Raw genomic sequence first — 22,902 nt, forward strand, 5'->3', positions numbered from 1 at the left:
GCGGCACGTCGTCGACCAGCGCGTCGCGCAGCCGCCGCGCTGTGGCCGCGCCTGCCGGCCAGCCCACGACCGCCCAGAGCCGGCTCAGGGAGTCCAGGTGGGCCACTGCCTGTCGGCGTCGCCGCAGCCGGGGATGGTCCACGTCCGGGTACGGTCGCACGGCCGTCGGGTCGGCCGGGGGCAGCACGCGGGCGCTGGCCGACTGCACCACGTCTCCCTGCACAGACAGTTCCACGACCAGGCCGGCCGGCCAGTCCGTCAGCACCGGACCAAGCGCCAGGTGCAGCACGTCCAGCTTCAGCCCGTCGCGGTCCTCGGCCCGCTCGGCCATCATCAGCCCGCCCGGCATGGACATCCCGTCGTGGCCGCCGTGGCCGTGCCGCCACGACCCGCCGCCGTCCGGCCCCGGGTCCGGCAGCTTGCGCTCGGTCCCGGCCAGCCGGGCGACGGCCGCGTGCAACCCGGACGCCACCCCGGACGGGTTGATGATTCGCACCCGCGCCCGGGGGCCGGGAAACTGGTCCCACACCCGCTCGATCGCCGCCGCCAGCTCGGATCCCGGCTGGCCGGCCACGACAAGCAGGTCGGCGTCCGCCGGGGACGCCGCGAGCGGCCATCCGGCCCGGTCGGCGTGGGCCTCCACGGCCAGGCGTGCGGCGGTGGCGCCGGGCGCGGCGGCGAGCAGCAGGTGCGGCCGGCGTGACGCCCAGCGGGCCAGGAGGTCACCGGTCAGGCCCACCGCAGCGCGCCCTCACGCCAGGCGTAGAGGACGCCGGCCATCAGCAGACTGAGGAAGACGAACATCTCCGCCACAGCGGACGCGCCCACGTCGGCGACCACGACCGCCCACGGGTACATGAACAGCATCTCCACGTCGAAGGCGAGGAAGAGCAGGCTGACCGCGTACCAGCGGACGTGGAACCGGGAGACCGCGTGCTCGCGGGGCGGCAGCCCGGACCGGAACGCGGCGACGGTCGACAGCACGGGGGCCACCGCCGTCCGCAGGTGCACCAGGTACAGGGTGCCGACGAGGGCGGCGGCCAGCCCGAGCATGGCGAGCACCGGCAGGTACCGTTCCAACCGCCTTCTCCTTCCCGAATCGGCGCCTTGACCCTGCCAGCCCGCGGGACGGCCGTCGGGCTTCCGCCGGATACCGGTCAGCCGGTGGAACGCCGCTGGCCCGGCAGCGCCGCCGCGGCCCGTTGTGCGCGACGACGAGGCTGCCGGCGGTCCAGAGCAGCGGTCCCGCGCTCGCTCGCCGGCACTGAAGGTCAGATAGAACAGCGCGGACACGCCGATCGGGCCGAACCAGCCGAGGAAGACCAGTTCCCGTCAGGGCAACCCCAGGGGCTCCCGGAGCGCCAGCACCACCGGCAGCCGCCGCAGCAGGACCGCGACGGCGAAGAGCGGCAATCGCCAGCCCGCGTTGAGCCAGTCGCCCGCTACCCGCCGGGCCACCGGCCATGCACGGCTGGCGTGCCGACGCCTCACCTGCGACGGGCGTGGGCGGTGGCCCGAGCGTTGGCCTTCTCAATTGCCTCGACGAGCTCACCCTTGTTCATGTTTTCCGGGTCGCCGATGCCGACCTTGCGGGCCACGTCGTCCAGGTGGCCCTTGCTGGCGTTGGCGTCCACCCCCTGGGCGGTCGGTCGGTCGCGGTCCCGCGAGGCCGGGGTGCCCTGAGCCGCCTGCGGGTCCGAGGGGCCTTTGTGCTCCTTGGGCTCCCAGTGGTCGCCGACCTTCTCGTGGGTGTGCTTCAACGACGCGTAGGCGGCCCGGTGCGCCCGCTCGCCGTCGCCGTAGCTCTCCTCGGCCGACTCCAGGGTCTTCTTGTACGTGCGAACTGCCTTGTCGTCCGAGCGCGCGATGGTCGACGGGACGTCGTCGCGCATCTCCTCGGCCTGGTCGTGCTTGTCCGCCATGTCGTCCTCCCGATTCTTTGTCACCTGCCCAGTTCGCCGCGGGCGGCGTCGGCGCCGGCGGGCAACACCCGGCCCGCGGTCTCGGTGACGATGTCCCGCACGTCGTCCGCGAGCCGGGCCGAGGGGCCGCCGGCCGCGCGCAGCTGCGCCAGTCCCACTCGCCCCAGCAGCACGGCTGCGCCCAGGTAACCGGCGGTGAGACCGGCGGCGCCAGCCGGCGCGGGAGCAGCCGTCTCCAGCATGCGCAGCACCGTTGCCGACGCCGCTCGGCGCCGAGCACCAGGCAGCCGCCGGCAGCGGCCAGCAGCGCGATGCCCACGCCGGCCGGCCGAGCCGCCTCGCCCACCTGCGCGCGCAGCGCCCGGACCTCCTCGCGAACCACGTCGCCACGTCCTCGGCCAGCCGCTCTGTCGGGCTCTGCCGCCCGTCCCCTCCCACAGTCCCCCCCGCTCATCACACCTCCACTGCGCCGCCGAGTGCTCGCGGCGTACCCGGACGGGCGGGCGGCACACCCCGATGCCGCAGGTTTCGGTCCGCGGGCGGGAGCGACGGCAGCGCCCTACCCGCACTGGTCGCTGCGGTCAGCGGTGCACTGGGCCGGGACAGGGCTGATCGTGTCCGTGGCCCTCGGTTAGGTCGTGATCTCGCTGGGCGTCGGACCGGGCCGCTTCGACCGGCTGGCCCTGACCATCCGGGTCATCACCGCGTCCGTTCCGGGGCATCCCGTGCCGGACGCACGAGCGTGCGTCGCGGTGGGCCTCGGCGTGGAACGAACCCTCGGCCAGGGCATCGGGTTCGGGTTCCGGCGACTGACCGACATCATTCGAAGGATCCTGCACCGGCAGCCTTGAGCCGCCTGTGACGGGGAAGCGGCGACCGGACCCCGGGCGTTGTGTCCGGGTGGAAGGCTTTCCAGAAGGCTAATTGTCGGCGGGGGTCGCGGGCGGCGCAGCCGGGTTCACTGGTGGTTTGTCGTCGACCACCTTGCGGCTGAGGCTCACCTGTGCGGTGCCGGTGCCGCCGACCTGGATGTCGTCGTACGCCTGGAGCCGGTGATCCGCGCCGAGGTAGAGCACCGACATGACCAGGGGCATCGGTTCGTCACCTTCGAGTCCGCGCAGCCCCGCCCCGCCGGTGGAGCCCTGCACTGCCAGCCGGGTGGTGACCGTGCCGGTCGGCGGCATCGTCGTCACCTTCCGCTGGTGCGTGTGGCCGGCCAGGACGAGCGGCGTGGCACCGTTGAGCGCGGTCGCTGACGCGGGGTCGTGCACCAGTGCGATGTCCACCGATTGGTCCAGCGAGCGGATCGTCGTGGCGAGTTGCTTTCCCGTACCCTCGACCGTCGTCGCTGGTTCCTCCCAGGGCCCTGCCTCGGCTTCCTGCTTGTCGGGCGTGAACCGGGGGTCGCCGATGCCGGCGACCGTCACTCCGGCGACCGTCGTGACGGAGTCGTTGAGGACGACCGCGTTCGGCTGGCTGGCCACCGCCGCTGCGGTTCGGGGTGAATCGTGGTTACCGCGGATGTAGACGTACGGAGCCTTGAGCTGGCCGATCATGGAAACGTACGACGTCTCGGGTTCGCTGCCCCAATCGGTGATGTCTCCGGTGTCGATGACGAGGTCGATGTCGTACTGCTCGACCACGGTATTGATCATCGGCCAGGCGGCGGGGTTCAGGTGCAGGTCCGAGACGTGCAGGATCCGGGTGGTGTCGGGTGCTGCCTGGTAGATGGGCAGGGTCGACACGGTGGTGTACAGCTCGCCGACGTTGCCGACGAGGCGTTGGAGTTGCTCGGCATAGCGGCTGTAGTCATCGGCGATCCGTTGCGCGTCACCGATCAGCGCCGGGGCGTTGACCAGCAGGCCCTCGTACCGGGGTTCGGCAAGCGCCTGCGGTCGTACCGTCAGGGCGGCCGTGCCGAGGGTGCCGCCGGTGACCAGCAGCGCGAGGCCACCCGACCAGGCGACGCGACGCACGGACCGGAACGTCAACCCGGCGAGCAGCATGGACGCGAGGACCGACACGCCGAGCGTGCGCAGCCCGAGGCGGACCAGGGCGTCGCGGAGGTCCTCGGGTGCCGTGGTGCCGGCGTGAGCGAGGCCGGCGGGGTCGTCGAGCAGAGCCTCGGTGCGTCGCTGGTCGAGTGAGTCGAGGCGGACGGTCAGCCGCGCGGGACCGTCGTGGCTGTCGAGAAAGAGCGATCCCAACGGGGGTATGGCGATCTCCGTGCCGCCGTCCGTGGATGGGGTCAGCTGGAACGCGACCCGGAATGGCCCGACGTCACTGGCGCCTCGGCCGCCGAGGAGGGTGCCGATCGTGATGCCCGTGGCGGTGACGGCGACCAGGGCGACCGCCGCCAGGACACGGCCCGCCCACGGCGAGCGCATGATCTGGCGGGGCCGAACGGCCGCGTGTCTGAGGCGTTCGGCCAGGGCGGTGCGACGCGGAGGCGCCGCGTCCGGGGGCGAAGTCACGAGAGGATCCGATCTGTGGGGTAACCGAGGGACGGCGGGGTCAGTTCGAGGGGGCGGCCCGGTCTTCGGCCCCTGCGCCCAGCAGGCCGAGCAGTCCGGCGGCGAAGAGCTGCCGCCGGACGACAAGGGCGAGGTTCTCCAACCGCAGGGTGCCGCCGCGCACGGCGACGGCGCGTTGGCACGCCACGAGCGTTCCCATGCCGGTGGAGTCGATGAAGGTGAGGTCAGCGACATCGAGGATGACGTCTCGCACCGCCTCGGACGCCAACGCCGCAACGACCGCGTCGTGCACGAGTCCGCTCGTTGCGAGGTCCATCTCCCCGCCCAACCGGATGCGGGTGGCGGCCCCCATCTGCATCGTGTCGACTGTCAACTCCACGCACGACTCCTAACCGTGGCAGTGCCAGGTGAAACATGCATGGATGCAATGACCTATTTTCGCAGGCCAGCCAATCTTCTGCGGGATCCGTGTCCAAGATCGCCAAGCGCGAGGCGTTTCCGTCGCTCACTGGACCACGGGCCGGCGCTCGGCCAGCAGAAGTGCGATGTCGTCGTGTGGTTCGCCGCCCACGTGCCGGTGCACGGCGTCCCAGACCGCGTCGAGACAGCTGTCCACCGACGGCTCGGCCAGACACGCCCTGAGCGCAGGCATCGGAAAGAAGCGCCGTTCGCTGTCGCGTGCCTCGAGCAGGCCGTCGGTGAGGACCAGCAGCCGGTCACCGACATCCCAACGGCCCACCTTCCCCGGTGCCCGAGGCCCACCCAGACCCAATGGCCGATCCGGCGCAGGCACCGTCAACTCCTCCAGTTCTCCGGAGCGGTGCCGCAGGATCGGCGCGGGATGACCGCAGTTGACGGTCCGGATCTCGCCCCCGCGCAGCTCGACCAGGACGGCGGTGACGAACGTCGCGCCCCGGGCGGGAGTCGGCTCCCGAGCGACGAGATCATCCAGGTCGCGGGCCACCTGCGTCAGGTCGGGCCGAACGATCGCCGACTGCCGGAACGCCCCCGCCACCGCCGACGCCAGCCGCACCGCGGCAAGCCCTTTGCCGCAGACGTCACCGACGATGATCCGCAGCCGGTCCTGGTCGGCCACCACCTCGTACAGGTCGCCACCCACGCCAGCCTCCTCGTAGGCCGAGACGTACCGGGCCGCCAGCTCCACCCCGGCCGCGTACTGCGGCGGCTCACGCAGGATCGCCGCCTGGGTGATCCGGACGATCTCGGCCATCCGGCGCAGACGCTCCTCCCGTCCCGTCCGAGCCCGCGCCACGTACACCGCCATCAGACTGACCGTGATGACCACCGCCACCCGCAGCAGGTGATCGAGACCGCCGAGCATGCCGGTGGGCACCCCCGCCCCCCACCGCCGCCGCCGTCGCGGTCGCCGACACCACGGCGGTGCGGCGCGGGCTCTCGACGGCGGCGGCGAACAGCGGGGCGAGGGCCAGAAAGCCAATGAGTACGGCATGGGTGCCCGCCGCGACGTCGATCAGCAGGACAACCGCGATGAATCCGATGGCCAGCCGCACCCCGAGCCAGCGGGTCCACCTGCCCGGCTCCGCTTCAGCGACGGAGGAACGGGCGGCCGGCTCCCTGCCCTCGCCGCGCTCAACCGGAGGGTTGGGCCGCATGGCTCCGCCGATCCGGATCGTCGCCCGCCGACGATGCCTCTGGGTCGAGCTGTCGGCGTAGCGCCTCGATCTCCGCGCGCAGGGCCGCGATGTCGTCGGCGGTCGCCGGCGCGGTGCCGCCCTTCTGGGAGACCCGATCCACGATCCAGGTCGCCAGCGAGCCGGTGACGAAACCGATGAGGCCGATGCCCCCGATCATGAGCCCCAAGGCGACGAACCGGCCCGTCCCGGTGACCGGGAAGTGATCACCGTAGCCGACGGTCGTGATGGTCACCGTCGCCCACCACAGGGCGTCGTCGAACGACGCGATGTTGCTGCCCGCCGCAGACCGCTCGGCGTCCAGCACCGCGAGCGCGGATACCAGCACCAGCAGCATGGTGGTGGCGCCCACGTACACGGCGAGCCGGCCACGTGCCCACGACTCCGCGCGTCTGCTCAGGCTCAGCACCACGGTGATCAGCCGCAGGGCGCGCAGCGGGCGCAGGACGGGGAGCACCAGGACTGCGAGGTCGAAGAGGTGATCGCGCAGGAACCGCTGCCGGGCTCTGGTCAGGCTCAGCCGCACCACGAAGTCGACCCAGAACGTCAGCCAGATGAGGACAGTCGTCGCCTCGCACACCCGGAGCCAGGATTCCGCCAGATCGGGCCGCAGGATCGGTGCCGCGTAGACCACGAGAAACAGGACCGACAGGACGGTCAACGGGAGTGCTGTCAGCCGCTCCCACCGCGCGGCCCGGTCGGCGGGCAGCGCTTCAGTCCTCACCTGCATGAACGGCCCACCCGACGATTATGCGTGCACCCGTGCAATCATTTCAGGGTGAAACTGTACGGGGAAGGCGGCACTGCGTCGACCGCAGCTGACGATCAGCTGGTTGACGGCCTGTCCGCGCTGGCCCGGACCTTGGTAGGGATCACCGCCCGAACCCTGGGGTCGGTGGACGCCGAAGTCACCCTGCCGCAGTACCGGACTCTTGTCATTCTCGCGTCACGCGCTCCGCTGCGCACCGTGGATCTCGCGTCGTTGTTGGGGGTGCACCCGTCGACGGCGACGAGAACGTGCAATCGCCTGGTACGCCGGGAGTTGGTGGCCCGCCGTCAGCAGCCCGATGACCGGCGGGTCGCCTGGTTGAGCCTCACCGAGGGCGGCAAAAGGCTCGTGGGCGATGTCATGCGACGCCGGAGCGCCGAAATCCGGCGTCTGCTGAACGTCGCCAACTCCGGGCGCCGGCGGACGCCCGCCGAGCTGATCAATTCCCTGGTGATCGCCGCCGGAGAGCCGACGGAGGAGCTGTGGTGGCGGCACTGGGAGCGGTCAGCGTCGGGACCTGACGACGGGATCCATCAAGCAGGTACCGTTACCCCCTGACGATACCTGCAGTCATGCAGGTATCTTGGCGTACCTTAAGGCGTCGGCTCACAGGAGGTGGCAGAAGCCCGTGTTCAGCATCCGGTCCTCCGGTGCGGGGCTCGCGCCGAGGACCCTGCACCTCTCCGGAGAACTGGACATGGCCGTTTCCGGCCACCTGCGCGAAGCCGTCGAGCGCACGCTCGCGGCGACCTCGACGCAGTGGCTGATCGTCGACCTTCAGGACACCACTCTGATCGACTCCAGTGCGGTCAAGGAGTTTGTCGACGTCCACCGGTTCGCCGCCCGGCAGGGACGGTCCTGATCCTGCGCAACGCCAACGGAATTGTCGCCGAGGTGCTCCGGGTCACCGGGGTGGCGGCCACGCTCGGGCGTCCCGCGAACCGGCCGACCGGCACGATTTACGGCTCGCCGACCGGCAGATGACATTCGCGTGCCACGAATGAGATGGACCATCCTGCGCGACTTCGAGAGTGGTAGCACCCGGATCACCCTCACCGGCGGCCTCACCCTAGAAGCGGAACCACACCTTGCCGCCCTGCTGCTCGCGGGTGCCCTGGACGCCCCACTGACCCTCGCGGTCGACCTCGACACGATAACGACGTCGGACGTCGCCCCGATCGGCACGTTCCTCGCCCGCTGGGCCACCGACCGCTCCGACGGGCCGGAGCTGAAGGTGTCGGCCAATCCGCTGACTCCCCCGGGACGACTGCTCCGCGCCATACTCGGTCGGCACGCGACCCTCGGCAGGGCTCCGCTCGAACACCCCGCCACACGCGCACCGATCCCACCTCACCGCGCGCACCTGCGACTGCCCGCCGACGCGCAGTCGCCCGCCGCTGCCCGCAGGCTCGTCGCCCGACAGTGTCACGCCTGGGGCATGCACGCGGTGGCCGACCGAGCGATGGTCATCGCCTCGGAGCTCGTCAGCAACGTCGTCCAACACGCCGGAACCGACATGGATATCACCGTCGCCAACGTGGCGGGCTCGCTGAGGATCAGCGTCCGGGACCGCGAGGGCGAAACACCCGACTCCACCACCCCGACCCTCCCTCGTCAGGTCACCGAAGGTGGTCGTGGCCTGCCGATCATCGCCGCCCTGACCACGAACTGGGGCTTCTTCCCCTTCGGCGACGGCAAGACCGTCCGGGCCGTGATCGACGGCCCCAACGGGTCACCCGTCAGCGGACGAGCTGTCCCGATCCCGCCGCCGGGGCCGCAGCGGCCGGCGGACCCGGTGTAGCACGCCGAACCAGGCGGGTGCTTCCCTCGACTCGTCGAACGCTCGCGCTACCACCACGTCGGTCGACGAGTGCAACAGGATGGAGATCACGATTGTCAGGGCGACGAGGTGGAACACCTCGTCGCCGGCGGCGATGCCGGACTCCAGGACCAGCAGCCCGTAGACGACGGAGGCGAAGCCCTTCGGCCCGAACCACATCGCGGCGGCCTGTTCCCTGACGCCGAGCCCGGAGCGCAGGAACGAGATCCACAACGCGACCGGGCGGGCCACGAAGATGGCCAGCACCGCGAAGGCCCAGCCGGCCCACGAGATCTCGCCCAGGAACCGCACCGAGATCAGCGCGCCGAAGACCAACAGCGCGGCGAGTTTCAACAGCTCGGCGATGTTCTCCCCGAAATGCTCGAACGCCGCCCGTTCTCTCGGCCCGAACGTGGCCACGGTGATTCCGGCGGCGAACGCCGCCAGGAACAGGTTGCCGTGCGTGATCTTGCCCAACGCCAACACGAGCAGCCCGATCGCCACCCCGTTCAGCGGCGCGTACGCCGCGGACGCCGCAAGCCAACGGGTCCGCTCCAAGGCGATCGCCAGCAGCGGCACCAGCACACCGATGAGCAGCCCTACCGCGAGTTCGCTGGCAATCTTGCCCAGGTGCAGGTCGTCCGAGCCTGCGGCCAGAGCGAGCAGCAGCACCACGAACGGGAGGGCCAGCCCGTCGTTGACGCCGGACTCCACGTTGAGCAGATGCCGCAGCCGGGCCGGGACCTTGTCATTGCCCACCAGCGCCGCCGCGAACACCGGGTCGGTGGGCGCGAGGATAGCGCCGATCAGCAGCGCCTCCGGCCAGCCCAGGCCAGCCACGAAGTGGGCCAGGAGCGCCGTGATCAGCAGGGTGAGTGGCAGGCCCCAACCCAGCGCCCGGCCGGGCAGCCGCCACGCCGAACGCAGGTCCGCCCACCCGACCCGCATGCCGTCGGTGAACAGCACCGCGAACAGGGCTAGCTCCGCGAGTTGCGCCACGATGGGGGAATCGGAGTGCAGGTGCAGCAGCCCGGTGGTGTCCTCGCCGAGTATGAACCCGGCAACCAGGAACAGCGCCGCGGTGGACAGGATGGTGCGGTGGGCCAGCGCCGAGAGCAGCACCGCCATCAGAAGGACAACGGCGAACGACAACAACAGCATCGGTCACGCTCCACAGACGTGCGTCATCACGATGCCGGCCAGACCTCGCGGCGCCCCACTGGATCCGAATGATCATAGCGTCAGCGGTGGACGGCCCCGCTTGCCATCGGAAGGTGTCGGCCGCTATGGGCGCACCTAACCCGCACCGTCGAGCACGTCGTCGAGGCTGCTGGCGTCACCAAGCCGGTCGCGCCGGATGACGCTGAGGCTCCCGTCCGACTCCAGCACGACCGCAGCCAACTCGCTCAGGTCCCCGGCACCATGACTGCGGGCCGCCTGCCGGATCTCACTCCCCGCGACCCGGGCCCGCCGCAGCGCGGCGTGCCGCAACTGCCCGTCGCGCAACAGCATCATCGGACGCGCCTTGAGCAGGCGCTGCGACGGCGGCCAGCGTACGACCAGCAGCGCGGCCAGATATTGCAACGTCACCAGCAGGGCCAGCGCGAGGATCCCCTCGACGACTGATACGTCCCGCGAGAGCAGGATCGTCGCGAGAGTAGATCCGAGTGCCACCGTGACCACAAAGTCGAACGCGTTGAGCTTGGACAACGTGCGCTTCCCGGACAGTCGCAGGATGAGTACCAGTGCCGGGTAGACGATCGCGGCGACGACGAGCAGCCGGAGCAGGTCACTGGGGGTCTTCAGCAGCATCGGGTTGACGTACCCCCGAGGCTGGCTCGTATCCGAAGGCCGACGGCGTGTTTGGGGACGTCGGAACGGTGGATGTCCGCTTCGCGGCGGGTGAGTCCTACGAGTGCTCTTGACTGGCGCTCACGTCTGGGGCGCGCCAATCAGGATGGCGACCAGGGCACCGTGGGCTGCAGTACCGCCTCCTGCAGCGCCACCGTGCGCAGCCGGGTGACCTGCTGATATGCCGGATCGGCGACCATCGCGCAGAACGCCTTCCGGCTGGGGTACCGGACCAGCAGGACGACGTCCCAGGCCTGCCCGTCCTTGGCAACAAGCGCCCGACCGCCCGCACCGGCATAGATCACCTCAGCGCCGTAGCGGGGCAGGAACGTCTCCCGCAGTTCCGTGGCGTAGCTCGAGTAGGAGTCGCGGCCTCCGTCGGCGAACCGCAGCAGGTTGAGCATGACCACGGGTGCCTCCGGATCTTCCGTCAGGAAGTCCCGGAGGTCACCGCCGGTGGGGTCGACCGCCATCACGCCTCCTCGGCTCGGCTGTGGGAAAGCCTAGTGTGAAGGCGAGGGTGGGTCACTACCCCTTCGAGGCGTGGCCGAAGGGGTGGATGCGGGCGTGCCGGCGGCGCTCGGCGTGCCGGGTGTACCACCAGGTCGGGGGCTGATGGTAGGCCCGTCGTCCGGTGACGGCGACGCCGGGCCGGTACTCGGCAACGGGTCGGTACTCGGCTGGGGCGTGGTGGTCACCTCGGGCTCCGGCGTCGGCGACGGGCTGGCCGGAGGGCCGTCGGTCGGGTGCGGCGCCGGTGTGTGCGAGTCCCTGTCGTCCGGAACCGTAGGTGACTCCGTCCTGGCGGTCGGTCGCCTGCCGGTCGTCGCACCGGTCCCGTAATCCTGCGGCGGACGGGGATCGGCCCAGGCTCTGCGGCTTCGTGCGGTTCAACGAACAAGCCGGCCGGTACTTTCGGTCCGGCACCGGTCGCCGCCCCGTTGACCCCCGTCGCACTGCCACGGACCCTCCCGGTCGTCTTGTGGCGTCGGCTCTGGCTCGCTGCGGCCATGCCCCGTTCAGCTCGATCGTCACCAAACCGTCACGGTTTCGGGGTCGTGCCGCCACATCCCAGGGAACTTTGTTGCAGAAGCGGTACGACGAAGCGGAGGAACCACTAATGAGCAGAAGGCATGGCCGGGTGCACCCAGCAGCGGCAACCCTCTCGGCGGTGGTCCTGCTCGCCGGAGGCTGCACCGGCGAGCCCGCAGCGCCGCGGCCCAGTCCCGTGCCGACGCCCACCACCGCACTGGGCACGGTCGCGCGGGCGGAGGTGGGCGACCAGCTGACCGTGACCGCAAGCGTCGAGCGGGTCATCACCGACGGCGCGTTCGTCGTCCGCGACGTGGACCTGACCGACGGGGCCCTTCTCGTGCTGTCGACGGGCCTGACGGTGCCCGCCGCGCCGCAGTTGGTGACCGTCGAGGGCACCGTGATCCGGTTCTCCCACCGCGACCTCACCGGCCGCTACCACCTCGGGCCACCGGGACCGTACCGGGCCTTCGAGGGCGGGCGCGCCCTCGTCGCCCGGGAGCTGACCGTCTGGTGACGATCCCCCACGCACCGCGGAGAGGTGCGCCGCCGCATCGCCGAGCCGGGCGCGTCCGACCGACCCAGCCCGCACCGGCCGTTTCCAACAATCCGCTGACAACGGCTGCCTAAGGTGAAGCAGACGCGACAGTAACGCACCGACCGGTCGCCGCCGAGGACGATGGGCAAGCAACATGGAGCGGTTCCTGGAGGCACTCTGGGACACGAGCAGCGTGAGCGGTCGCCTCGTGACCAGCATCGTCCTGATCGTGCTGGCCTTCGTCATCGCCGCCCTGGCCGGGCGCCTGTCCACCCTGCGGGTAAAGGACACCACCAACCGCTACTACCTGCGCAAGGCGACGCACTACCTGACCGTCGTGGTGTTGCTGTTCGCGCTGGCACTGCTGTGGAAGCCGTTCGCCGGCCGGATCGGCCTGGTCGTCGGACTACTCGGCGTCGGTCTCGCGCTGGCCCTGCAGGAGGTCATCGGCGCCTTCGCCGGATGGATCAGCATCATCACCGGCCGGCAGTACCGCGTCGGTGACCGGATCCAGATGTGCGACGTGCGCGGTGACGTTCTCGAAATCACCCCCCTGCGCACCCGCCTCCTGGAAAGTGGCTCTTCCACCGACCCGGAATCCTGGATCCGTGGCCGCCAGTACACCGGCCGGGTGGTCTCGCTGTCGAACCGCTTCGTGTTCTGCACACCGGTCTACAACAGCAGCATGGTCCTGGACCACCTGTGGGAGGAGTTGACCCTGCCCATCCCCTACGAGGCCGACTGGCACCTCGCGGAGAGCATCCTGTGCGAGGAAGCCCAGAACGTCTCCTCGACGGCCGAGGCGCGCCGCGCCATCGACGCGATGCGCCACCGCTACCCCACCGCCGAGGCGGAAGTCGATCCCCGCGTGTTCGTCCGCGCCACCTCGAACTGGATCGAGCTGTCGGCACGGTTCGTGGTGCCGGTGCGCGGCGCCCGTCAGGTCAAGGACCAGGTCACCCGGCGGGTGCTGGATCGCTTCGCCGAAAGCGGCATCCGGGTGGCATCGGAGACCCAGGACGTCACCATCCATACACCCCACCCGATGAAACCAGCCGCCACCTCGGCCGACCACGGGTAGCGGTGGCGACGCTCCGTCGATTTCAGCGAGCGGAGACCGACGACCGCCGTGCGTACCAGCGACGACCGGGCATGGCCGTCACCCCGTACACCACAGTGCTCGCCGCCACCACCAGACTCCCAGCAACCCACAGCCGAGGATCCCGTACCCCCTCGTCCTGGCTGTAGGTCAGATAGAACAGCGCCGACACGCCGACCGGCCCGAACCACCCCAGGAACACCACACCGCGCCAGGGCAGCCCCAGTGCCGGCTTCAGCGCAAGCACCACCGGCAGTCGACGCAGCACCAGCACCGCGACCACGAACGCCACCAACGGCCAGCCCAACTCGCGCCACGCACGCCACGGCACCTCGACCCCGAGCAGGAAAAACAGCGGCAACACCAGAAAGCGGGTCAGCGCGTCGTCGAGCTTCTGCTCCGACGCCCGCGACCGGCCACCGATGACCGCGTTGTACGCCAGGCCGGCGACGAACACCGCGAGGATCGCATCGGTACGCGCCAGCCTGGCCACTCCCAGTGCCGCGACACCGAGCACCACCGTGAAGATCAGCAACGAACCCGGATCAACATCCTCCCGAGCCTGGGACGCCATGACGGCACGCCCCGCGGCGTAACCGATCGCCGCGCCGATCACCACGGCCCCCAGCACCCCCCACACCGCCTCCCGAAGGTGACCACCAACGGATCCCGACGTCGCGGCGCTCAGGGCGAGCACGACGAAGACGAAGGCAAGCCCGTCGTTGGCACCCGACTCACCGCTGATCACCTGACGCAGACGCGCCGGTAGCTGCCGCTCGGCGGGACCACCCGACACGACGCTGGACGCCAGAACCGGGTCCGTCGGCGTCATACAGGCACCCAGCAGCGCCGCCAGGGCAAGGGGCAGGCCGAGGACAAGCCAGGCCAGGCCGGCGCTGACCACCGCCATACCCACCATCGCGACGGTGAGCAGCACGCCGACCGGACGGATCACCGACCGGTACGCCGACAGCGGGAAACGCAGCGCCACCGCCATCAGCGAGATGGCCAACAGGATCCGGCTCACCTCCAACGTCACCACCGACGCCTCGTGCTGAGGCAGATCGATCAGCCCGAGAACCGGACCGGTCAGTACGCCCACCACCAGCGCGAGCAGCGGCTCACTGACCGGGGCCCGGCGAATGGCGCTGCCCCAGAAGGCCAGCAGCACCCCCAGGACCCCGACCAGGGCGTAACTGAGGTGCAGCGGATTCATCCGACGCCGCTACCCGCTCATCCCCACTTCACACCCTCACGTACCAGCCCACTCGTAGCAGGCCGGCGGTGATCGCGTCGCGGTAAATGCCGGTGTCGAGCACGGCGGCGTGGCGGACGAGTCGGGTGAGCACTGCTCGGGGCAGAAGGTCCGCACCGGTGACGCGGAGCCAGTGGTGCAGGTCCCGGCCTCGGATGCGCTGCGGCAGGAACTGGATCGGCGCCCGGGTGGCGAGGGTGACCTTCGCGTGTGGCGCGAGCTCGTAGGCGACCTGGAGGGCGGAGTTCCCGGCGCCCACGACGAGGACCCGCTTGCCGGCGTACGGCTCGGGCCGCCGGTAGTGCGCGACGTGCCGCACCTCGCCGGCGTAGGCATCCTTGCCGGGCAGTACCGGCAGGTACGGATTGCCGAAGGATCCGCTCGCGGCGACGATGCCCGCCGCAGCAATCTCGTCGCCGCTGTCGGTGTAGACGAGATAGCCACCGCCCGGGCGCGGGAGCACGGTGGCGACTCGGGTGCCGGTGCGGATCTTAGCGTCGATGCTCCCGGCATAGCGGCGGAGATAGGCGACGACCTCGTCGCGAATCGGGTAGCGGTCGGGGTCTCCCCCGTCGAACGTCATTCCCGGCAGCGAGCTGTATCGGGCCGGGGAGAACAGGGTGAGGCTGTCGTAGTAGTCGGGCCAGGACCCCACCGGCGCGGTGCCTGCTTCCAGGACGACGGGGCGCAGGCCAGCGGAGAGGGCGGCGTGGGCGGCGGCAAGACCGGACTGGCCGGCACCGACGATGACGACGGGTTCTTTAGAGGTGGTCACTCCAACAACATATCGTCGTTTTGTTGAATGACAATATGATGGCGATGCGAGAAGGTGGGGCCATGGATGAGCCAGAGCCCGCAGCGGTCGCGCCCGGCACCGCACCAACCGGGCTCGGGCCGGACACGCAGGAGTTCCTCAAGGCGCTGGGCAGCCCAACGCGACAGCGGATCATGATGCTGTTCCCCCAAGGCGCCGAGATGTCCGTCGGGGAAGTCGCCGAGCGCACGGGCATCAGCCAAGCGACGGCGTCGCAGCAGCTAACTCTGCTGCGTCGGGGTCGGATCGTGACCTCGCGGCGCGAGGGGAAGACGGTGTACTACCGCGCCGACCGCGACGGCGCCGTCGCGGCGCTGACCGAGCTGCAGTCGTACCTGATGACCTGCTGCTGACCGCAGCTCCCCGGCGGTGCCGCGACGCAACCCTGACCCCCAGCTGATCGACTTCGACCCGAGTCGCCTTCAAGAACAGCCACCCGAGGGTCCCGAGCATCAAACTGTGCCGCTTCCGGCCTGTCGGCACACCCAGCACGCTCCACCGACCCCTGCCTCGCCGCCGCTTGACAGCACAGCAGTTGCTCAGTAATAGTTGAGTCAATGACTATTGAGCTTGCTCCTTTGCAGGCGCGCGCCCGGACCCACGCCGCGCTCGGCGACCCGGCGCGCCTGGCGATCGTCGACGCGCTCACCCTGGGCGACGCCTCCCCCGGCGAGATCGCCCACGACCTTCACATGCCGACGAATCTGGTCGCCCACCACGTCAAGGTCCTCAGCGAAGCCGGCCTCGTCGTCCGCAGCCGATCCGAGGGAGACCGCCGTCGCACCTACCTGCAGCTGCGACCCGAGGCCCTGGCCGCGTTGACGCCAGCGCCGATGGCCGGCGTAAGTCGGGTGGTCTTCGTCTGCACCCGCAACTCCGCCCGCTCGCAACTCGCCGCCGCCCTCTGGTCGGACCGCACCCACACCTGCGCGGCATCGGCCGGAACGCAGCCGGCAGAGCGGGTTCACCCGCGCGCCGTCGCCGTGGCCCGCCGCAACGGGCTGCATCTGGACGCGACCGGCACCGCACAGGTCACGGACATCGTGCGCGACGACGACCTACTCATCGCCGTCTGCGACAACGCCCACGAGGAACTCACCGGCCCGGTCCGGCCCCGGCTGCACTGGTCGGTGCCCGACCCGGTCCGCGTCGACACCGACGCCGCGTTCGAGGCCGCGTTCGCCGACCTCGCCACCCGCATCGACCGCGTGGCCCCCATCGTCACCTCCACCATGAGGTCGCCAGGCCGCCATGACTGACACCAGTCCGCTGCGCGATAACCGAGCGCAATCTGGCGCCCAACCACAGCGCATGAGCACGAGGCCGCGGCAGGGTGGGGCGGACCAGACGTATCGGAGCCTGGTGAATCCATCGCGCCCGGCCGGCCGTTACCACCTGCTCGACCGCAACAGCGACCCCGCCCGCACCCTGCCGGCGAATCCTGTCCCGGCGCCGGTCAATCGACCCCGCAATCCGTACTGCAAGGAAGGCTCCTGATGTCCGACAAGCCCAGCGTCCTGTTCGTCTGCGTGCACAACGCCGGCCGCTCCCAGATGGCCGCCGGCTGGCTGCGCCACCTCGCCGGCGACACCGTCGAGGTCCGCTCCGCCGGCTCCGCCCCCGCAGAGACCGTCAACCCCGCTGCCGTCGAGGCCATGCGCGAGGTTGGCATCGACATCACCGACCAGACGCCGAAACTCCTCGAGTACGCCACGGCCGAGTCGTCGGACGTCATCGTGACCATGGGCTGCGGTGACGCCTGCCCCGTCTTCCCCGGCAAGCGCTACGAGGACTGGAAGCTCGAAGACCCCGCCGGTAAGGGCGTCGAATCCGTCCGCCCCATCCGCGACGAGATCCGTACCCGGGTGGAGAAGCTCCTCGGCGAGCTGCGCACCGCCGCCTGACGTTGTCACCACCCCCGCCCGCAGACCCCGCCGTCGGCGGGCGGCTGTCCCCTGAGCAGGAGCACTCTCGTGTCCGACTCGCACCGGCTGATCATCATCGGTTCCGGACCCGCCGGATACACCGCCGCCCTCTACGCCGCCCGCGCCAACCTCGCACCGCTGCTCATCGAGGGCAGCCAGTCCGGCGGGGGGCGCTGATGACCACCACCGAGGTCGAGAACTTTCCCGGCTTCCCCGACGGGATCAACGGCCCCGACCTGATGGACAACATCCGCAAGCAGGCCGACCGCTTCGGTGCCCAGTTCATCACCGACGACGTCACCCGCGTCGACCTCACCGGCCCTACCAAGACCGTGTGGGTCGGCGAGAAGGCCTACCAGGCGAAGGCGGTCATCCTCGCCACCGGTTCCGCCTGGCGCCCCCTCGGTGTCCCCGGCGAGCAGGAACTTCTCGGCCAGGGCGTGTCCGCCTGCGCCACCTGCGACGGATTCTTCTTCCGGGACCAGGACATCGCCGTGGTCGGCGGCGGCGACACCGCGATGGAAGAGGCCACGTTCCTCACCCGCTTTGCCCGCAGCGTCACCATCGTCCACCGCCGCGATGCCTTCCGCGCCAGCCGGATCATGGCCGAACGCGCGCTGAGTAACGACAAGATCCGAGTGGCGTGGAACAGCGTCGTCGAGGAGATCCTCGGGCAGGACGGCGCCGTCGTCGGGGCCCGCCTGCGCGACGTCCACACCGGTCAGACGCGCATCTTGGATGTCGCCGGCGTGTTCGTCGCCATCGGCCACGACCCGCGCAGCGAACTCTTCCGCGAGCAGGTGAGGCTCGACGACGACGGCTACGTCACCGTCGACTCTCCCAGCGCCCGCACCAACGTGCCGGGCGTCTTCGCTGCCGGTGACCTCGTCGACCACACCTACCGGCAGGCCATCACCGCTGCCGGCACTGGTTGCGCCGCGGCCCTTGACGCCGAGCGGTACCTCGCCGCCCTGTCCTGAGCCGTCCCCGGTTCGTCCGGGCCGGCGGCCATCCAACCCTCGGAGGGAGAAACGTGATGCGTCTGCTCGTCATCGGTGGCAGCGACGCCGGCATCAGCGCCGGCCTGCGCGCCCGCGAACTCGACCCCGGCGCGGAGGTGACCCTCCTTGTCGCCGACGCCTACCCGAACTTCAGCATCTGCGGTATCCCGTACCACGTTTCCGGCGATGTCCCTGACTGGCGCAGCCTCGCCCACCGCAGCAGCAGCGACCTGGAAAAGGCCGGCCTACAGGTGCGGCTCAACCACCGTGCCACCGGCATCGACGCGGGCACGCACACGGTCACCGCGACCACCCCGGACGGCACCACCACGGCGTTCGGCTACGACCGGCTCGTCATCGGCACCGGGGCCGCTGCGGTGCGGCCACCGATCGAGGGCCTTGACCAGCTCGGGTCGGCCGACGGCGTCCACACGCTGCACACCATGGGTGACACCTTCGCCCTGCTGCAATCGGTGCAGCAGCGCCGGGCGCGCTCGGCGGTCATCGTCGGCGCCGGCTACATCGGCCTGGAAATGGCCGAAGCGCTCACCACCCGCGGCCTGCAGGTCACCCTCATCGAGCAGGTCAACCAGGTCATGCCCACCATTGACCCGGAGCTGGCCGAACCCCTATCTGAGCACCTGCGAGGCCAGGGCGTCACGGTGCAGTGCGGCACCAAGGTTCGCGCCGTCAGCTCCGACGGCGACCGGCTGCGCGTCGACACCGATGCCACCACCTACGAGGCCGACGTCGTACTCGTCGTCACCGGAGTCCGTCCCGACACCTCGCCGCGGCCGCGGGCGCCACCCTCGGCGTGCACGGTGCAATCGCGGTCGACCGACAGATGCGCACCAACCTGCCCGACGTCTTCGCCGCCGGTGACTGTGTGCACACCTACCACCGGCTCCTCGACCGGCACGTGTACCTGCCGCTGGGCAGCACCGCCCACAAGCAAGGCCGGGTCGCGGGCACGAACGCGCTCGGCGGGGAAGCCTTGTTCGCCGGATCGCTGGGCACCCAAGCCGTCAAGGTCTTCGACCTCGTCGCCGCCGGCACCGGGCTGCGCGACGAGAACGCCCGCAAGGCCGGATACGACCCGGTCACCGCGGCCACCATTGCCGACGATCACAAGGCGTACTACCCAGGCTCGACACCCATCCGGATCCGCGTCACAGGGGACCGCCGCACTGGCAAGCTCCTCGGTGCGCAACTGCTCGGCTCCCGTGGCGCCGAGATCGCCAAGCGCATCGACACCTACGCCACCGCCATCTCCTACGGCGCCAGCGTCGCCGACATCGCCGAGCTCGACCTGTCGTACACGCCACCGTTGGGCAGCCCGTGGGACGCAGTGCAGGTTGCCACAACGAATTGGCAGCGGGAGGTCATGGAACGTCGGTAGCCGCAGGGCTCTTCCGCGCCCAGGAATCGGTTGGCCGTGGACCGCCAAGAGGCGACGATGGGGTGGTGAGCCCTAGCCTCTTCGATCCGGTGCTACCCATCGAGCGCACGAGCCGGCGCTTCCGGGATGTGCGGGCGAGCCGCAGCTTCACGGCGGCGCGGCGGCTGATGGACGAGCTGTTCACCGACTTCCGCGATGTCGACGGTAGCTTCGTCCGGGAGTTTCAGACGACAGGATTTTCCCCGCGGGTGTTCGAGTTGGCCCTGTTCGCGTACCTGCTGGAGCAGGAATACGACCTCGACCGCAGCAGTCCGACAGTTGATTTCCTCGTCACCGGAGCATCGCCGGTCGCGATCGAGGCGTGTACGTCAAACCCACCGCAGGGCTCCGAGGACGTCACTCTGCCGGCCAGCGGATGGCCGTCGATTCCCGACGACCTGCCGGCGGACGAGCGGGAGTTCATCTTTCAGAGCGGCAAGGCGCTGCGTCGCAAACTGCTCAAACGCGACGCCGCCGGCCGGGCCTACTGGGAACTACCGCAGGTCAGTGCGGTTCCGTTCGTCATTGCCCTCCAGTCGTTCCACAACCTCAGCGCCCTGTTCCACTCCGTCGGCCTCCTGTCGCAGTACCTCTACGGCTCCCGTGACGTTGTCAGCTACGACGCCGATGGTGGATTGCAGCTGACAGCCGAACCGATCGGCCAGCACGTGTATGCGGGCAAGAGCATTCCCAGTGGTTTGTTCGCCCTGCCCGAGGCGGCCAACCTGGCTGCCGTGCTGTTCAGCAACAGCAGCACCGTGTCGATGTTCAACCGCATGGGCACCGAGCGGGGGTACGGTCCGTCCGATGTCGCCATGATCCGCGTAGGCACGATCGCAGACCCTGATCCCAACGCCACGAAACCGCACCTCTTCGGTCACCTGGTCCGTCCCGAGCAGTCCGAGCATCGGGAGACGTTCGGCGAAGGGCTGCATGTGCTGCACAACCCGTGGGCGCAGACTCCATTGCGTACCGGCGTTCTTCGCGGTGTCACGGAGCACCAACTGCTCGACGATGGTCGGGTTCTCACCACGACGGCGCGGTTGAGTCCGTTCACCTCACAGACGCTGATCTTCGAAGGCGCTGGCGCCGAGGAGTACGCCCTGCTTCAGTTGGCCCGATTCCTCAGCGCCGACACAGACGGTTCCGCTGAAAGAATTTGATGGCAGGGGTGATCCGACATCCCGCGGCGTGTGTCTCCTTGCCTCGGCACAGCACTAGTCAGGAAACAATCGGCAGGAGTCGCCGCTTCGGCAGGAGGTGCTTGACGGGTTCCAGTTGGCCGGGGTTGAGGGAGTACCAGGCCCAGCTGCCGCGCTTGTTGCGGTTCAGCACGCCTGCCTCGACGAGGATCTTCAGGTGGTGGCTGATCGCTGGCTGGGTCATGTCGAACGGCTCGGTCAGGTCACACACGCATGCCTCACCGCTCGGCGCGACCTCGATGATCGACAGGATCTGCAGCCGGGTGGGGTCGGAGAGAGCTTTGAACAGCCGGGCGAACTGTTCGGCATCGACGCGCGGCAGCGGCGGCCCCACCGGGGCGGGCGCGCACGCTGGCGCGACGGCCGGAGCGGTGACGGCGGAAGACATGATCCGAGTCTAGGAAGTCCTGCTCAGGGGCCGAATGACCGGTAGGTGAACAGCAAGTGACGCCGATCACGAGGCCGCTACGGCGGATCGAGGCGGTATCCCATTCCGCGCACGGAAACGATGATCGAGGGTTTCCGGAGGTTATCGCCGAGCCGGTGTCGCAGGCGCCGAATGTGCACGTTCAGGGTGTTGGACGTGTCGCCTTCGCCGCTCCAGAGCAGCCGGTTGATCTGGTGTCGGGTGACGACCCGTCGGGCGTGCAGCATGAGCAGGTGCAGCAGTTCGAACTCCCGCATCGGCAGTTCGATCCGTCTGCCGCCCAGTCGCACCTCGTGCGCGGCCGGGTCTAGCCGCAGCGCCCCGGTCTCGACGGCGACCTGGAAGTCCGCCGCGGTGTCCGGGGAGATCGCGCGCAGCATCGGCAGAATCTCCGTGACTCGATACGGTCGGGCGACGCAGGCGGTGGCGCCTGCGGCGAGGGCGAGGCTGCCCTCCATGCCGTCGTGCTCCCCCACCCCGACGAGGGTGGGAATGCAGGCGCGGGTGTGCAGGGCACGCGCGATGGCCGAGCCGCGCATGGGCGGGACGTCGGTGGCGGTGAGGACAGCGTCGGGCAGCAGCGCGCCCGCCTGCAGCAGGGCGTCGGCCGGGTCACCGGTGACGACGACGTCGATCTGCCGCTCCTGCAACTGCTCGGCGAGGGCGTTGGCCGTGCTGGTGTCGGGGTCGAGGACCAGGAGCAGGAATCGGGTCCTGGTGGTCTGCGGTGTCATGGGTTGGCACCGCGGCGTCTCGATGGAATCGGGCTGCATTGTTGGCCTTCGCTGACGGGATCGGGCGGGTCAGCCGAATCGGCCGGTGATGTATTCCTCGGTGCGTTTCTGGGCCGGGTTGGTGAAGATCTTGTTGGTGGTGTCGTACTCGATGAGCCGGCCGTGTCGCTCGCCCTGCTCATCAACCTCGGCGGTGAAGAACGCGGTGCGGTGCGAGACCCGGGCGGCCTGCTGCATGTTGTGGGTCACGATGACGATGGTGTAGTCGCGGCTCAGCTCGAACATCAGGTCTTCGATCTTGCTGGTGGCGATCGGGTCGAGAGCCGAGCACGGCTCGTCCATCAGGATGACCTCGGGGCTTACCGCGATGGTGCGGGCGATGCACAGCCGTTGCTGCTGCCCACCGGACAGGGCGAGCGCGGACTGCTTCAGCTTGTCCTTGACCTCGTCCCACAGGGCGGCACGACGCAGAGCTTTCTCCACCAGCTCGTCCATGTTGGACACCTTCATGCCCGTGACGCGGGGACCGTAGGCGATGTTGTCGTAGATCGACTTGGGAAACGGGTTGGGTTTTTGAAACACCATGCCGATACGGCGGCGAACCTCGATGGGGTCGACGTCGCGGGCGTAGAGGTCCTCGCCGTGGAAGGTGACCCGGCCGGCGACGCGGGCGCCGGGGATGAGGTCGTTCATCCGGTTGAGCGAGCGCAGCACGGTGGACTTGCCGCACCCGGAGGGGCCGATCAGGGCGGTGATCTGGTGCCGGCCGATGGTCATGTCGACGCCTCGGACGGCCTGGTAGTCACCGTAGAAGATGCTGACGTCCTCCAGGCGCAGGACCTGCTCGTCGCCGCCGCGGGGTGCTCCTTCGTTCCGGTTGGCGGGGTTAACCAGCGCCACCGGGGGTGGTGGTGCGGGGCGGGTGCTGT

The 22,902-nt window shown here is 69.8% G+C and carries 27 protein-coding genes and 3 pseudogenes; 13 read left to right on the plus strand and 17 right to left on the minus strand.

Translation table 11 applies throughout. The features are described from left to right. From JNW91_RS00005 to JNW91_RS00020, 5 genes and pseudogenes are all read right to left on the minus strand, one after another. Positions 1 to 739 (minus strand): annotated as a pseudogene (locus JNW91_RS00005) (hypothetical protein); the annotation flags it as partial. Further along, a complete protein-coding gene (locus JNW91_RS00010; RefSeq protein WP_203147608.1) occupies positions 730 to 1,053 on the minus strand; it encodes an NADH-quinone oxidoreductase subunit A in 324 nt (107 codons plus the stop codon). The gene JNW91_RS00010 and the pseudogene JNW91_RS00005, both read right to left, overlap by 10 nt. A gap of 279 nt (positions 1,054 to 1,332) precedes the next feature. Further along, a complete protein-coding gene (locus JNW91_RS32945) occupies positions 1,333 to 1,458 on the minus strand; it encodes a hypothetical protein (protein ID WP_255544883.1) in 126 nt (41 codons plus the stop codon). A 29-nt stretch (positions 1,459 to 1,487) separates the two neighbouring features. Then, positions 1,488 to 1,922 (minus strand): ChaB family protein, encoded by a 435-nt coding sequence (locus tag JNW91_RS00015; RefSeq protein ID WP_238423958.1) that lies wholly within the window; start codon positions 1,920 to 1,922, stop codon positions 1,488 to 1,490. A gap of 20 nt (positions 1,923 to 1,942) precedes the next feature. Next, entirely contained in the window at positions 1,943 to 2,164 is a 222-nt protein-coding gene (locus JNW91_RS00020) for a hypothetical protein (protein WP_203172881.1), read from the minus strand. A gap of 396 nt (positions 2,165 to 2,560) precedes the next feature. Between JNW91_RS00020 and JNW91_RS00025 the strand changes: the two genes are divergently transcribed. Further along, complete coding sequence (locus tag JNW91_RS00025) at positions 2,561 to 2,773, plus strand: hypothetical protein (protein ID WP_203172882.1); 213 nt, start codon at positions 2,561 to 2,563, stop codon at positions 2,771 to 2,773. Between the two features lie 69 nt (positions 2,774 to 2,842). Here JNW91_RS00025 and JNW91_RS00030 read toward each other — a convergent pair whose 3' ends face one another. The 4 genes from JNW91_RS00030 to JNW91_RS00045 all read right to left on the minus strand — a co-directional run bounded on the left by JNW91_RS00030 (position 2,843) and on the right by JNW91_RS00045 (position 6,799). After that, positions 2,843 to 4,309 (minus strand): metallophosphoesterase family protein, encoded by a 1,467-nt coding sequence (locus tag JNW91_RS00030; RefSeq protein ID WP_203173019.1) that lies wholly within the window; start codon positions 4,307 to 4,309, stop codon positions 2,843 to 2,845. A 127-nt stretch (positions 4,310 to 4,436) separates the two neighbouring features. Continuing rightward, positions 4,437 to 4,775 carry an STAS domain-containing protein gene (locus JNW91_RS00035; RefSeq protein WP_203172883.1) on the minus strand — a complete coding sequence of 113 codons (339 nt, stop codon included), beginning with the start codon at positions 4,773 to 4,775 and terminating at the stop codon, positions 4,437 to 4,439. 126 nt (positions 4,776 to 4,901) lie between these two features. Then, positions 4,902 to 5,750, minus strand: a complete 849-nt coding sequence (locus JNW91_RS00040; protein ID WP_203172884.1) for a PP2C family protein-serine/threonine phosphatase — start codon at positions 5,748 to 5,750, stop codon at positions 4,902 to 4,904. Between the two features lie 257 nt (positions 5,751 to 6,007). Beyond that, entirely contained in the window at positions 6,008 to 6,799 is a 792-nt protein-coding gene (locus tag JNW91_RS00045) for a potassium channel family protein (protein WP_203172885.1), read from the minus strand. Positions 6,800 to 6,847: 48 nt separating this feature from the next. On the opposite strand from JNW91_RS00045, the gene JNW91_RS00050 reads away from it, so the two are divergent. The 3 genes from JNW91_RS00050 to JNW91_RS00060 all read left to right on the plus strand — a co-directional run bounded on the left by JNW91_RS00050 (position 6,848) and on the right by JNW91_RS00060 (position 8,639). Next, entirely contained in the window at positions 6,848 to 7,396 is a 549-nt protein-coding gene (locus JNW91_RS00050; protein ID WP_203172886.1) for a MarR family winged helix-turn-helix transcriptional regulator, read from the plus strand. A 70-nt stretch (positions 7,397 to 7,466) separates the two neighbouring features. Further along, entirely contained in the window at positions 7,467 to 7,700 is a 234-nt protein-coding gene (locus JNW91_RS32950) for an STAS domain-containing protein (protein WP_203172887.1), read from the plus strand. Positions 7,701 to 7,838: 138 nt separating this feature from the next. Then, on the plus strand, positions 7,839 to 8,639 hold the full coding sequence (locus JNW91_RS00060; RefSeq protein WP_203172888.1) for an ATP-binding protein: 801 nt from the start codon (positions 7,839 to 7,841) through the stop codon (positions 8,637 to 8,639). Here JNW91_RS00060 and JNW91_RS00065 read toward each other — a convergent pair. From JNW91_RS00065 to JNW91_RS00075, 3 genes are all read right to left on the minus strand, one after another. Beyond that, positions 8,571 to 9,818: a cation:proton antiporter gene (locus JNW91_RS00065; protein WP_203172889.1), complete on the minus strand. Its 1,248-nt coding sequence runs from the start codon at positions 9,816 to 9,818 to the stop codon at positions 8,571 to 8,573. The genes JNW91_RS00060 and JNW91_RS00065 overlap by 69 nt on opposite strands. Before the next feature lie 135 nt (positions 9,819 to 9,953). Then, positions 9,954 to 10,469, minus strand: a complete 516-nt coding sequence (locus tag JNW91_RS00070) for a DUF421 domain-containing protein (protein ID WP_203172890.1) — start codon at positions 10,467 to 10,469, stop codon at positions 9,954 to 9,956. 140 nt (positions 10,470 to 10,609) lie between these two features. Next, the gene (locus JNW91_RS00075) at positions 10,610 to 10,981 is read right to left on the minus strand and encodes a DUF1330 domain-containing protein (protein ID WP_203172891.1); all 372 of its coding nucleotides are present in this window, start codon (positions 10,979 to 10,981) and stop codon (positions 10,610 to 10,612) included. 647 nt (positions 10,982 to 11,628) lie between these two features. Between JNW91_RS00075 and JNW91_RS00080 the strand changes: the two genes are divergently transcribed. Together JNW91_RS00080 and JNW91_RS00085 are read left to right on the plus strand one after the other, a co-directional pair. Continuing rightward, positions 11,629 to 12,057 (plus strand): hypothetical protein, encoded by a 429-nt coding sequence (locus tag JNW91_RS00080; RefSeq protein ID WP_203172892.1) that lies wholly within the window; start codon positions 11,629 to 11,631, stop codon positions 12,055 to 12,057. Positions 12,058 to 12,232: 175 nt separating this feature from the next. Then, entirely contained in the window at positions 12,233 to 13,159 is a 927-nt protein-coding gene (locus tag JNW91_RS00085) for a mechanosensitive ion channel domain-containing protein (RefSeq protein WP_203172893.1), read from the plus strand. 22 nt (positions 13,160 to 13,181) lie between these two features. Here JNW91_RS00085 and JNW91_RS00090 read toward each other — a convergent pair whose 3' ends face one another. After that, complete coding sequence (locus JNW91_RS00090; RefSeq protein ID WP_203172894.1) at positions 13,182 to 14,393, minus strand: cation:proton antiporter domain-containing protein; 1,212 nt, start codon at positions 14,391 to 14,393, stop codon at positions 13,182 to 13,184. Between the two features lie 28 nt (positions 14,394 to 14,421). After that, on the minus strand, positions 14,422 to 15,207 hold the full coding sequence (locus tag JNW91_RS00095) for a flavin-containing monooxygenase (RefSeq protein WP_203172895.1): 786 nt from the start codon (positions 15,205 to 15,207) through the stop codon (positions 14,422 to 14,424). 62 nt (positions 15,208 to 15,269) lie between these two features. On the opposite strand from JNW91_RS00095, the gene JNW91_RS00100 reads away from it, so the two are divergent. The 7 genes and pseudogenes from JNW91_RS00100 to JNW91_RS00125 all read left to right on the plus strand — a co-directional run bounded on the left by JNW91_RS00100 (position 15,270) and on the right by JNW91_RS00125 (position 20,773). Beyond that, positions 15,270 to 15,599 carry an ArsR/SmtB family transcription factor gene (locus tag JNW91_RS00100; protein WP_203172896.1) on the plus strand — a complete coding sequence of 110 codons (330 nt, stop codon included), beginning with the start codon at positions 15,270 to 15,272 and terminating at the stop codon, positions 15,597 to 15,599. Between the two features lie 204 nt (positions 15,600 to 15,803). Further along, a complete protein-coding gene (locus tag JNW91_RS00105) occupies positions 15,804 to 16,505 on the plus strand; it encodes an arsenate reductase/protein-tyrosine-phosphatase family protein (RefSeq protein WP_203172897.1) in 702 nt (233 codons plus the stop codon). A 237-nt stretch (positions 16,506 to 16,742) separates the two neighbouring features. Further along, entirely contained in the window at positions 16,743 to 17,150 is a 408-nt protein-coding gene (locus JNW91_RS00110) for an arsenate reductase ArsC (RefSeq protein WP_203172898.1), read from the plus strand. A 69-nt stretch (positions 17,151 to 17,219) separates the two neighbouring features. Beyond that, positions 17,220 to 18,151, plus strand: a pseudogene (gene trxB / locus JNW91_RS00115) (thioredoxin-disulfide reductase). A gap of 56 nt (positions 18,152 to 18,207) precedes the next feature. Then, positions 18,208 to 19,070, plus strand: a pseudogene (locus tag JNW91_RS31535) (NAD(P)/FAD-dependent oxidoreductase); the annotation flags it as partial. A 21-nt stretch (positions 19,071 to 19,091) separates the two neighbouring features. Further along, positions 19,092 to 19,571 (plus strand): NAD(P)/FAD-dependent oxidoreductase, encoded by a 480-nt coding sequence (locus tag JNW91_RS31540; RefSeq protein ID WP_309244163.1) that lies wholly within the window; start codon positions 19,092 to 19,094, stop codon positions 19,569 to 19,571. 65 nt (positions 19,572 to 19,636) lie between these two features. Further along, positions 19,637 to 20,773 carry a hypothetical protein gene (locus tag JNW91_RS00125; RefSeq protein ID WP_203172900.1) on the plus strand — a complete coding sequence of 379 codons (1,137 nt, stop codon included), beginning with the start codon at positions 19,637 to 19,639 and terminating at the stop codon, positions 20,771 to 20,773. Positions 20,774 to 20,831: 58 nt separating this feature from the next. Here the strand turns inward: JNW91_RS00125 and JNW91_RS00130 are convergent, their stop codons facing one another. The 3 genes from JNW91_RS00130 to pstB form a co-directional block, all read right to left on the minus strand. Further along, on the minus strand, positions 20,832 to 21,200 hold the full coding sequence (locus tag JNW91_RS00130) for an ArsR/SmtB family transcription factor (RefSeq protein ID WP_203172901.1): 369 nt from the start codon (positions 21,198 to 21,200) through the stop codon (positions 20,832 to 20,834). Between the two features lie 77 nt (positions 21,201 to 21,277). After that, complete coding sequence (locus tag JNW91_RS00135) at positions 21,278 to 21,973, minus strand: response regulator transcription factor (protein WP_203172902.1); 696 nt, start codon at positions 21,971 to 21,973, stop codon at positions 21,278 to 21,280. A 69-nt stretch (positions 21,974 to 22,042) separates the two neighbouring features. Beyond that, positions 22,043 to 22,810, minus strand: coding sequence for a phosphate ABC transporter ATP-binding protein PstB (gene pstB / locus JNW91_RS00140; RefSeq protein ID WP_407664225.1), 768 nt, complete (start codon positions 22,808 to 22,810; stop codon positions 22,043 to 22,045). Positions 22,811 to 22,902: the final 92 nt, after the last annotated feature.

Source organism: Micromonospora parastrephiae (assembly GCF_016802865.1).
GTDB classification, from domain to species: Bacteria; Actinomycetota; Actinomycetes; order Mycobacteriales; family Micromonosporaceae; genus Micromonospora; species Micromonospora parastrephiae.